The 10,522-nt window shown below is 68.0% G+C and carries 10 protein-coding genes and 1 pseudogene; 8 read left to right on the forward strand and 3 right to left on the reverse strand.

What is annotated here, in order from left to right; all coding sequences use genetic code 11:
• Window positions 1–4 precede the first annotated feature (4 nt).
• The gene (locus tag A5789_RS27595; RefSeq protein WP_063014042.1) at window positions 5–982 is read right to left on the reverse strand and encodes an adenylate/guanylate cyclase domain-containing protein; all 978 of its coding nucleotides are present in this window, start codon (window positions 980–982) and stop codon (window positions 5–7) included.
• Window positions 983–1,116: 134 nt separating this feature from the next.
• Here A5789_RS27595 and A5789_RS27600 point away from each other — a divergent pair, with 134 nt between their 5' ends.
• Window positions 1,117–1,968 (forward strand): SigB/SigF/SigG family RNA polymerase sigma factor, encoded by an 852-nt coding sequence (locus tag A5789_RS27600; protein WP_063014175.1) that lies wholly within the window; start codon window positions 1,117–1,119, stop codon window positions 1,966–1,968.
• Window positions 1,969–2,099: 131 nt separating this feature from the next.
• Window positions 2,100–2,582: a hypothetical protein gene (locus A5789_RS27605; RefSeq protein WP_064923302.1), complete on the forward strand. Its 483-nt coding sequence runs from the start codon at window positions 2,100–2,102 to the stop codon at window positions 2,580–2,582.
• On the opposite strand, the gene A5789_RS27610 is transcribed toward A5789_RS27605, so the two are convergent.
• Window positions 2,558–3,355 (reverse strand): hypothetical protein, encoded by a 798-nt coding sequence (locus tag A5789_RS27610; RefSeq protein ID WP_063014173.1) that lies wholly within the window; start codon window positions 3,353–3,355, stop codon window positions 2,558–2,560. The two genes, A5789_RS27605 and A5789_RS27610, sit on opposite strands and share 25 nt — an antisense overlap.
• 89 nt (window positions 3,356–3,444) lie before the next feature.
• Here A5789_RS27610 and A5789_RS27615 point away from each other — a divergent pair, with 89 nt between their 5' ends.
• The 4 genes and pseudogenes from A5789_RS27615 to A5789_RS27630 all read left to right on the forward strand — a co-directional run bounded on the left by A5789_RS27615 (window position 3,445) and on the right by A5789_RS27630 (window position 6,575).
• A complete protein-coding gene (locus A5789_RS27615) occupies window positions 3,445–4,047 on the forward strand; it encodes a DUF4232 domain-containing protein (protein ID WP_063014038.1) in 603 nt (200 codons plus the stop codon).
• A 157-nt stretch (window positions 4,048–4,204) separates the two neighbouring features.
• Window positions 4,205–4,936: pseudogene (locus A5789_RS38105) on the forward strand (hypothetical protein); the annotation flags it as partial.
• A 240-nt stretch (window positions 4,937–5,176) separates the two neighbouring features.
• Window positions 5,177–5,512, forward strand: coding sequence for a PQQ-binding-like beta-propeller repeat protein (locus A5789_RS27625; RefSeq protein WP_063014036.1), 336 nt, complete (start codon window positions 5,177–5,179; stop codon window positions 5,510–5,512).
• A gap of 7 nt (window positions 5,513–5,519) precedes the next feature.
• Window positions 5,520–6,575: a DUF4185 domain-containing protein gene (locus tag A5789_RS27630; protein WP_064905114.1), complete on the forward strand. Its 1,056-nt coding sequence runs from the start codon at window positions 5,520–5,522 to the stop codon at window positions 6,573–6,575.
• Window positions 6,576–6,583: 8 nt separating this feature from the next.
• Here the strand turns inward: A5789_RS27630 and A5789_RS27635 are convergent, their stop codons facing one another.
• A complete protein-coding gene (locus A5789_RS27635; protein WP_030518493.1) occupies window positions 6,584–7,135 on the reverse strand; it encodes a TetR/AcrR family transcriptional regulator in 552 nt (183 codons plus the stop codon).
• 160 nt (window positions 7,136–7,295) lie between these two features.
• Here A5789_RS27635 and A5789_RS27640 point away from each other — a divergent pair, with 160 nt between their 5' ends.
• Both A5789_RS27640 and A5789_RS27645 read left to right on the forward strand, forming a co-directional pair.
• On the forward strand, window positions 7,296–8,222 hold the full coding sequence (locus A5789_RS27640) for a ParB N-terminal domain-containing protein (RefSeq protein WP_064905150.1): 927 nt from the start codon (window positions 7,296–7,298) through the stop codon (window positions 8,220–8,222).
• 43 nt (window positions 8,223–8,265) lie between these two features.
• Window positions 8,266–10,509, forward strand: coding sequence for an MMPL family transporter (locus A5789_RS27645; RefSeq protein ID WP_064905116.1), 2,244 nt, complete (start codon window positions 8,266–8,268; stop codon window positions 10,507–10,509).
• Window positions 10,510–10,522: the final 13 nt, after the last annotated feature.

Raw genomic sequence — 10,522 nt, forward strand, 5'->3', positions numbered from 1 at the left:
ATCGTCAGCGCTGTTTGCGCTGACGCTCCCGGAGCACATGGGAACGCAGGCGGGAGAATCCCTTCACGCGCACGCTGCGTAGGTGACGGAGGGAGAATTCGGTGTCGCCGGCCAGGGCCGCGGCCGCGCCGTCGTCCACGAGCACCGTGCCGGGACGGGCGACACCGGTCAGCCGTGCGGCGGTGTTGACCACCGTGCCGTAGAGATCGCCGAAGCGGGTCAGCACGGGACCGTAGGCCAGGCCCACCCGGATCTGGGGCATCTCCGAAATCTTCTGTGCCGCCCGGCCGATCGCCACGTGCAGGGCCAGCGCGATGCGCGCGCCCCGGTGCGGATCGTCGACGGCGAACATCACCTCGTCGCCGACGTTCTTGATCACCCAGCCGCCGTGGGCGGTGATCGCCTCGGTGGTGGCGGTTTCGAACGCTTCCAGCAGATCGGTCAGCTCGTCGGGGTCGAGGTGGCGCGAGAGCCGGGTGTAGCCGGCCATATCGGCGAAGCCGACGAGCAATTGCCGTGCGGCGCCGTCGGATTCGAGCGACCGGCTCAGCGCCGCGGCCAGATGGCGCCGCCAGGCGTACTGCTGCAGGTCGGTGAGCACCTCGATGGCGTGGGTGGTGGCCTCGGCATCGGTGCCGGCGCCGAGTTCGCGGGTGATCAGGTCTGCCTGCCATTCGGCCAGCCGCGCCATGGACTGCCCGAGGGTACGGGCCGCGGCAATCTGGTTCTGCTCGTTGACATTCGAGGCCGGGCCCAACGCGCAGAAGGTGCGTACCGCCGCGACGTCGGCCTCGGTGAACGCCTCCTCGTCGTCACTGGCCGCCGCCGGAAAGCCCAAGGCGATCCACAGTTTGCGGGCGCTGTCGACCGAGACCCCGGACAGCTCGGCGACCTGAGCGCGGGTGTAGCGGCGGGGACCACCGAGGAGAGTTTTTTCGACCACCGCGTCGACCACGTCGGCCGGCTCACCAGACTCGCTCACCCGGCAAGTACAGCACACGCGGCGGGGATGGCGCCGCCGTCGTTCGGACGGATTCGACCGAAAAATCTTGTTTGAGCGTCCGAGCCGCGGATACCCAGGGCGGCATGGTTCATACGGAAGCTGCGGAGACGATCATGAGCACCGATACCACTGCTGCCTCGCCCCGTTCCGCGACCGCTCGCGACGACGGTGGCCGCAATTCCTATGACGGAATCGAAGATTCCTTCCGTGCGCTGGCCGAACTCGATGCCGCCGACCCGCGCCGGGCCCGGCTGCGGGAGCAGATCATCGCCGACTGCATGCCGCTGGCCGCCCATATCGCCCGCCGGTACGAGGGCCGCGGCCAGTCGCGGGAGGACCTGCAACAGGTCGCCAATCTCGCACTGGTGCTGTCGGTGGACCGTTACGACGTTTCCCGGGGCGCGCCGTTCCTGGGCTTCGCCGTGCCGACGATCATGGGGGAGGTGCGGCGTTACTTCCGCGACAGCGGGTGGGCGGTGAAGGTGCCGCGCCGGATGAAGGAACTGCGCGCCCGCATCTCCCAGCACAGCCTGGTGCTGTCACAGCAACTCGGCCGCGAGCCCAGCAGCCATGAACTCGCCCGCGCCCTCGACGTCCCGGTCGAGGAGGTCGTGCAGGCCACCGTCGCGGCCAACAGCTATCTGTGCGACTCGCTCGACGAAACCCAGTCCGCCGAGAGCGACAGCCCCACGCCGCTGGGCGCCCGGCTGGCGGTCGACGAACCGCGCTACGAGTTCACCGAGGATGCCATCACCGTGAAACCGCTGATCGAGGCGCTGCCCGAGCAGGAGCGCAAGATCTTGATCCAGCGTTTCTACGAGAACAAGACCCAGTCCGAGATCGCTGCGCTGCACGGGATCTCGCAGATGCAGGTCTCGCGGATCCTCAGCCGCGTCCTCAGCGGTCTGCGCGACCAGGCGCTCGCCGAACCCACGCGCCCCCGGCATCTGCGCGCGGTGGCGTGACCTGCGCGCCGGCACCGAATTTGCCGGTTCCGTACCCGAATGTCCGGACCTGCGGCCATGATCGGTAGGGCGTGCCGATTCTAGACCGCAGGGTCGGTTCGTTTTCTCGGCGAGAGAGGTCGGGCCGATCGATGGCTGAGACTCCAGCGGTCACCACCGCCCCCCGTGCTGCCGGCGTTCCCGGACTGTTGATGCGCATCGACGAGGTGATGCGCCGCCACGCCGGTCACACCTTGCTCCGCATCGTCACCGCGGTCACCGGCCCGGTGCGCGCGGCCCCGGATTATCTGATCCTGCACGCCGAAGCGGTGATCGACGAGGCCGTGCGGCACCTCGTCGCCCAACCCGGCGCCGACACCGTCGTCGTCACGGTGTCGGTCACGACGACGGTGACGGTGGTCGTCGAAGCCACCGGTCCGGTCGGAATCCTCCTGCCGCCGCTGCTCGGCTCGAGCGCACGGGCGCGGCTGCTGGGCGGGCACTGCGCTGTCGAGCGGGGTGCTCGCCTCGTCTGGTCGGTTCCCCTGCCTCCGGCCGACATCCACGCACGTGTGCCCGCCGGTCCGGCGCGCCGGCGCGGTGATCGGCCCTACGCGAAGTTCTCCGTGATGTAGTTGGCCGCCGCGGTCGTCCAGGTCACATCGGTGCCCGGCATGTCGTGTGCCGGATACAGCACGTGCTGGCCGTCGGGATACGGAGTGAGATAACCGATCACGCCGTTGACGGCGGTGGCGAATCGTTGCAGGTTGGCCACCGGATTCGACATCAGGAACTCCAGCAGCTGCGCGAAGATGAGATAGCTCGCGTTGCCGAAACGCGCGCCCTCGACGAACGAGAACGGCGAGATGCCCACGTCGATGACGCGAAGCGGCGAGTCGGCCGGAGACGCGGTGATGATGTCGCCCGGGTTCGCGTACTCGTGGGTGGCGACCGCCGCGGGCCAGGCGCCGTGCTGACCGTGCAGGCCGTACGTCGTGGGCGGGCACAGGTTGTTCACCGAATCGCCGGCCTTACGCAGGGGGTTGGCGATGAAGACGGCGAAGGCGATCTCGAGCGGGCTGCCGTCGGTGTTGGTGTACTCACCCGAGGCCACCCCTTCGAGTATCCGGCTCGCGCAGATGCCGCCGAGCGAATAGCTCAGCAGCGCACAGACATTCGGCGACTGCTGAATCGCCTCGACCCCCGCGGCGATACCCAGCCGGACCGAGGTGTCCAGCGACGGCCCCCACAGATTCGGGTCGGGCCCGACCGAGGCGGGCCAGTCGGGTTCGAAGAAGCTGAAGCTGTCGGTCGAGAGCAGATCGGTGACCGCGGCCAGCATGCCCGCGGGGCTGCCGTCCGCGTTCCGGGGCTCTCCGGTTCCTCGCAACGTGATGATGTCGATCATCGGGTTCTCCTTGCCCGCGACGAACTTCGACGGATCTTCCACGGTAGGCCCCGAACCGAGTACGGTCGGGTGTTGTGAAAAGAAGGCGGATGGCGTGGTGGTCGCTCACCGCGGCCGTGGCTGTGATCGTCGCCGGCTGCGGGTCGGACCAGTCGGCGCCGGACACTCCGAATACGAGCGCGGCCCCGGCCTTACACGTGGGTTCGGTACCTTCCGATGATGGTACCCCGCCCACCCGCGCCGCGAATGCCGTTGCGGCACAATGCCGGACATCCGATCTCGCGGCCGCGCTCGGTCCCGCGAACGCCGCTGCCGGAACTGTCGCGTTTCCGATCGTGTTCACCAACAACGGGTCCGGCCCGTGTGTCCTCGAAGGTTTCCCGGGCGTCTCCTACGCCACCGGCCCCGACAGCGCACCCGTCGGCACTCCGGCCGCCCGCGAGGGAACCGCGTCCGGTCCGGTCTCGCTGACGCCCGGCGGCCAGGCGTCGGCGCTGGTGTTCGCGGTCGACGTGCACAACATTCCGGCCGAGCAGTGCGGGCCCGTCGACGTGGCGGGGCTGCGAATCTACCCGCCCGACAACACCGCATCGCTGTATCTCGACCATGCGGCGACGGCGTGCGGTAACGGACAAATGACTGCACACCAGCTGCGGGTGCGCGCCCTCGTACCGGGCGCCGAGGGGCGGTAATTCGATCTTCGACGGGTTTCGTTGGGAGACCGCCGATTACGACGCGGTCACGAGAACCGCACTATCGATGACGGGACAGGCGTAGCCTCGGACAATGAGATAGCCACCCACTCGAAACCCGGTCCTGCCGAGGACCGGTCGACTCTTGGAGGGGAATATGGTCGATTCCCTTTTCGCCGACGTGTCCGAGTTCCAAGTGCCGGTCGACGACTCTTACCCGTATCAGCTCTTCTCGTTCCGTTCCAACGACGGGACCTACCAGGACCACAACTTCTATCAGAACTATGCCTGGGCGGCCCGGGCCGCCGATTCCGGACGCATCGCCTGCTTCATCGTCTACTTCTATTGGCGGCCGAACTGGCTCGATACCGTCGACACCCACCGGGGCATGGTCGGTCAGGCGGGTGGCCCGCATCCGAAGATGATCGCGATGATCGATGTGGAGTCGGGCGGCAATCCCGGCGGGGATCAGTCGGACGGAATCAACCGCGCCTATTGGCGGCTGGCCGATTGGCTGGGCTCGACCCGCCGGGTCATCGGCTACGCCAACCGCCCGGATTTCGACAGCATGTGGCCGGTGCGCCCGGACGGCCTCAACATGATCGGCGCGGGTTACGGCAGCAATCCGAACCTGCCCGGCCAGATCGCGCACCAGTACACCGACGGTCAGGGCTACGGCGGCGGCCTGCCCGAGGGCGCACCGCCGTTCGGCAACTGCGATATGAACTCCGCCGACGGCTTCTCCCCGGAGGATTTCGCCAATCAGGTCGGGGTCGGCACGGTGGCACCGGATCCGGTGACCGACATGTGGATTCAGTTCATGGGCATCGGCGGCAACGGCTGGCCGCAACTGGCCGGCCATACGCTCGTCGACGGTGTCGCCAGCGTAGGGCAGACCCTCGGCCTGCCAGGCTTCGCGGCGCCGCCGGGTCCCACCCAGGTACCGCTGCCGCGTGACTCCGACGGACGCATCCGCGACGAGTGGATCCAGATGCGCGGCCTGCAGGGCACCGGCTGGCCGCAACTGGGCGGCTGGTCCCTGGTCGACGCCATCGCGGCCATCGGGCAGAAACTCGATATCCCCGGCTTCCAGCCTCCCCATCCGTAAAGCCCCCGACGGAGTATTCGCATGCCGACAATCGCCAGTACGAACGGCCGCTTCTTCGTGATCACCGACTGCGTGCCCCAGGTCCGGGCGGCGGCGACAGCGGCCGCCGCGGGCGGCACCCTCGCCGCCCTCACCACCGCCACGGCCGCCGAGATCGCGTTCCCGGAAGGGGCTTTCGCCGACGTCGCATCCTGTACCGGACCGCAGGCCGGGCCGACGGCCTGGTTCGCCACCTTCAACGGCGGGGTCCCCGACGGCTGTGTCTATGCCATCGACCTGACCACCGGGCAGGTGTGTACCGAGAACGCCAACCGAGCCGCGGCATGGACCCGGTTCGTGCTCGCCGCCCCGGCATGAGCCGGCGATGGCGACGCACTGGGGGACTCCGCTCACCGGGTACGCCGGAAGTACGGCCAGACAATTCGGTGTAGGTGGCACCGATCTCGGAATCCCGTACGACCGAGATCATTTCGCGCCGCGCGCGTCGGGATTCGTCTTCGGCGACACGTTCACCGGCGACAGTCAGGGGTCCGGCACCTGGCTCGGCTCGCCGGTGTTGCTGTTCAGTTCGAACCTCCCGGACGCCACCACCACCTTTTCCGCGACCCCCGGGGGCGCGCAGGCGCGCCAGGCGCTCACCTACGCCCACAACGCCGACAACGGCTACGGGGTGGAGGTCAGCCGCATTCCCAACGACGCGTTCGTCGATCCGAACGGGCGGACGTGGCTGACCTACACCAGTGTTCACGACTGGAGCATCCCCGACGATCGATACGGCGCGCTGTTCTGTGGCCTGGCCTACTCCGACGACGACGGCGCGACCTGGACCGATTACGCGGCCGTCTGGCCCAACGACGGCAGTGACGGCTACGCCGGCTGGAGTCCGTTCATGATGCAGTCCTTCGCCGGCATCGGGAACAACAACGGTGACGGCTATCTGTACATCGTCTCCAAGGAGTGGGGCCGCAGCCACAATCGCAACGGCCCGATCCTGATGCGCGTGCCGTGGCAGCAGATCGCCGTCCGCGCCGATTACGAATACTGGGGCTACAACGGTTCGGCCTGGCAGTGGGGCAATCCCACTCCCACGCCGCTGTTCGGCGGTATGGGCCCGATCGGCGAGGTGAGTGTGAAGAACATCGCCGGGACGTGGGTGATGTCCTACTTCGACGTCGCCGGCGCCTGCATCTCGACCCGCACCGCACCGGCCATCGATCGCGTCTGGACGTCGCCGAAACGGCAGATCGTCGCCTCCGCACCGTGGTGGCAGTTCTGGGTTCGTACCTTCCCGCAACTCTACGGCGGCTACATCCACCCGCGGTCGAGCTCACTCACGGACATCACTCTGTATGTCTCGCAATGGAACACCACCACGAACAATCCGTATTGGGTGATGCAGTTCGACGGCATCGCACCGTAGCCGCCGGGTCAGCGCGGCGGGCGACCGGCGAGCATCGCCTTCGCCGCGGCGCGCAGGTCGGCGCGCGGGGCGCGGGTGTCGAGTTCGGCGATGCAGATCTCGCGCACCATCGCGACCTTCAACATCGACGCGGCATCCGGATCGGACCAGCCGACCGCGACCATATCGGGCCGGCTGGCGGCGAGGAAACCCTCGCGGCGCTGGGCGATCTCGGTACGCAGGCCGGGATCCGACTGGGCTTGCAGCATGAAGGCCTCGGTGCCGCAGCTGTGCAGGCAGGCGTCGAGGAAGGCGTCGACGCTGACCGCGAGCCGGTCCGGACCCGGCGCCATCCCCCTGATCGCCTCCGCCACTCGCGCGCTGATGAGCGTGAAGAACTGGCGATACAGCGCCACCAGGTAGGTGTGGCGGTTGGGGAAATGCCGATAGAAGGTGCCCTTGGCCATGCCCGCCTCTTCGACCACGGCATTGATCGAAAGGCGCTGTAGTCCTTCGCGTTCGGCTACGACCATGCCGGCGGTGAGCAGGGTGGCGCGGCCGGATTCGGCGACGACTGTCATGGAGGGCACTCCTGGAGCGTTCTGTTCGGAAAGTCTAGTCGTGATCATCCGGCGCGCCTACGCTGTGACCGATCGGTCGGCCCGGCACCGGGTTTCGAACGGCCGGTTGCGGTCATCGGTGACCGGTCCCGTTCCGGACGAACTTCTTTTGGGGGCTGGAATGTCCGCTCAGCGTAAAGCGAACGTCGGCGCAGTGGTGCCGCTGACATCCGATGCGTGTTATCGAGTCGAACTGCAGCGGCTGCTGCCGGCGGATTCGCCGCGTTCCACCGGGGAGGATCGCCGCCACATCGTGCGGCTGGCCGAAAGCGAGTCGCAGTGGCCGCCGATCCTGGTCCACCGCGCGACCATGCGGGTGATCGACGGGATGCACCGCGTGCATGCGGCGCGGATGAAGGGCATGACCCATATCGAGGTGTTGTTCTTCGACGGCAGCGCCGCGGAGGCATTCCTGCGCGGCGTCGAATCCAATGTGGTGCACGGGCTTCCGCTGACGCTGCCCGACCGGAAGGCGGCCGCGGAGCGCATCCTGGAATCGATGCCCGAATTGTCCGATCGTACCATCGCCACCAGCACCGGATTGTCGTCGAAGACGGTGGCGCGCATCAGATTGCGTTCGACCGGGGGAATTCCGCGGTCGAACATCCGGATAGGCGCCGACGGCCGTTCCCGGCCACTGGATTCCTCCCGGCGGCGCCAGCAGGTGATCGAATTGCTCACGGCCTCACCGGATATGCCGCTGCGCGCACTGGCGGCGGCCGCCGATGTGTCGGTCAGCACCGCGCACGCCATCCGGAAGAAGATGCGCGAGCGTCTGTGCTCGGACGGCGATACCGCCGAAGGGCCCGATACCAATGCCCTACTGCTGCAGAAACTTACCCGCGACCCGGCCATGCGGGCGAGTCAGCAGGGACGAGATCTGTTGCGCTGGTTGCATTCCCATTCCATGAACCGCAAGATGTGGCCGCGGGTGGCCGAAGCGGTGCCGCCGCATCTGGCCGCGACCGTCGCGGAGCTGGCCAGCCGCAACGCGCGGGAGTGGCGTGCGTTCGCGGACCGGATCCAGTCCTCCGACACCGCCATCTGAACGCCCCGCATCCGTTTCGTCGCACTCCCGAGAGGTTCGGCACATGCTGTCCACCGTCGCCGCTTTCGCCACCCGACACGCCCGCGCGGTCCTCGCGGCATGTCTGCTGGTGGGCATCGTCAGCATCGCCTTCGGCGCCACCGCGCCGACGCATCTGAAGACGGGCGGGTTCTCGCCGCCCGATACCGAATCGGCACGCGTGTCGTCCTTCCTGGGCGACGAATTCCCCTCGGCCGTGCCGAATGTCGTTCTGCTGGTGCGCGCCCCCGGGGGAGTCGAGTCCGCAGCGGCACGGACGGCCGGTGAACGCGTGGTCGCGCAGTTGCACGCCGACCACCATGTCGACGCCGTGCAGTCCTACTGGCAGCTGGCGCCGGATCTGCGCTCGGCGCTGCGCAGCGGAGACGGCCGGGAGGCGCTGGTGCTGGCGCACGTCGCGGGGGACGACACCACCGCACCACAGCGTGCGGGCGCGCTCGTCGATCGGATCGGCGGTGACTACGACGGTGTCACCGTACTCGCGGGCGGTCAGGCCGTGGCGTTGAATCAGATGAGTGAGCAGGTGGTGAAGGATCTGATCGTCACCGAGGCGATCGCGGTCCCGTTGACCGGGCTGGCGCTGATCATCGTTTTCGGCAGTGTGATCGCCGCCGCGATACCCCTGGCGGTGGGTCTGTTCACCATCGCGGTCACGCTGCCGCTGCTGCGCATCCTCGCCGAGTTCGGCGACGTGTCGATCTTCGCGCTGAACATGATGAGCGCTCTCGGTTTCGCCGTGGCGATCGATTCGAGCCTGTTCCTCGTGAGCAGATTCCGCGAGGAACGCGCGGCCGGTCTCGACACCGGTGCGGCGGTCGTGCGCACCGCGCGGACCGCGGGGCGCACGGTGCTGTTCTCCGGTGCGGTCGTGGGGCTTTCGCTGTGCACGCTGCTGGTGTTCCCGCTGTATTTCCTGCGGTCGCTGGCCTTCGCGGGGCTCTCGGTACTGGCCGCCGCCGTGGTCACGACCCTGCTGCTGGTACCGGCCGCGCTGGCGGTGACGGCGCCGCACCTGCACCGGTTCGATCTGCGAGTTCCGTTGCGGCGCTGGGCTCGCCGACCGGCACCGAGCGGAGTGCCCGCGCAGCCGGCCGACACCCGCTGGTATCGGGTGGTGCGGGCGGTGATGCGCCGGCCGGTGCTGTCCGCGGTCGCGGTGGTGGCGCTGTTGCTGGTCCTGGGCACGCCGGCCCTCTCGATGCGATTCGGCTCCGCCGACGACCGCGTCCTGCACGGTGCGTCCAGTCACGAGGTCGGTGACGCGCTGCGCGGCGACTTCCGTGAGAATGCGATGGCGGCGGTGACCGTGGCGCTGCCCGGCTACGGCCTCGTCTCACCCGAGCTGGAGCACTATGCCGCCAATCTCTCCCGGGTCGAGGGCGTGACCTCGGTGTTGTCCGCCTCGGGAGTGTTCGCCGAAGGAACCCGGGTCGCGGCGGTGCCGGACGGGATGAGCACGCCGGCCGGAACCTATCTGCGCGTCGGCACCGAGGCCGACCCGTCGTCGCCGGCGGGCAACGATCTGGTGCACCGGATTCGTGACGTGCCCCCGCCGAGCCCGGCACTCTACGGCGGCGCCGCGGCCGAGAACGCGGATTCGGTGCACGCGTTGACCTCTCGGTTGCCGCTCGCGCTGGGCCTGATCGCCGTGTCGACCCTGCTCGTACTCCTGGCTTTCACCGGCAGCGTGTGGCTTCCGGTCAAGGCGTTGCTGCTGAATACCCTGTCGCTGTCGGCGACATTCGGCGCGATGGTGTGGATTTTTCAGGAAGGTCATCTGTCGGCAATATTCGGTTTCACGCCTACCGGATTTCTGGTTCCGACCATGCCCATTCTCATGTTCTGTCTGGCCTTCGGCGTTTCGATGGATTACGAAGTATTCCTGCTCTCTCGAATTCGTGAGGAATGGATTGTGACCGGAGACAACACCCGGTCGGTCGCGATCGGCGTGGCCCGCACGGCGCGCATTTTCACCGCCGCCGCACTGCTCATGACGATCGCCTTCGCGGGGATGGTGACCTCGCGGGTTTCCTTCATTCAGCTGTTCGGCCTGGGACTGGCGCTCGCGGTGCTCAGCGATGCCACCCTGATCCGCGGCATCCTCGTCCCGGCCCTGATGCGCCTGCTGGGCGCGGCCAACTGGTGGGGGCCGACATGGCTGCGGCGGTTGCCGGCCGGACTCGAGGGCGGGCCGGATCCGGATTCCCGGGCCCGGCCGGGGCCGGATCCCGTTCCCGTACAGAATTGACCGACAGAAAAAT

The organism is Nocardia sp. 852002-51101_SCH5132738 (assembly GCF_001665695.1).
Classification (GTDB): Bacteria; Actinomycetota; Actinomycetes; order Mycobacteriales; family Mycobacteriaceae; genus Nocardia; species Nocardia nova.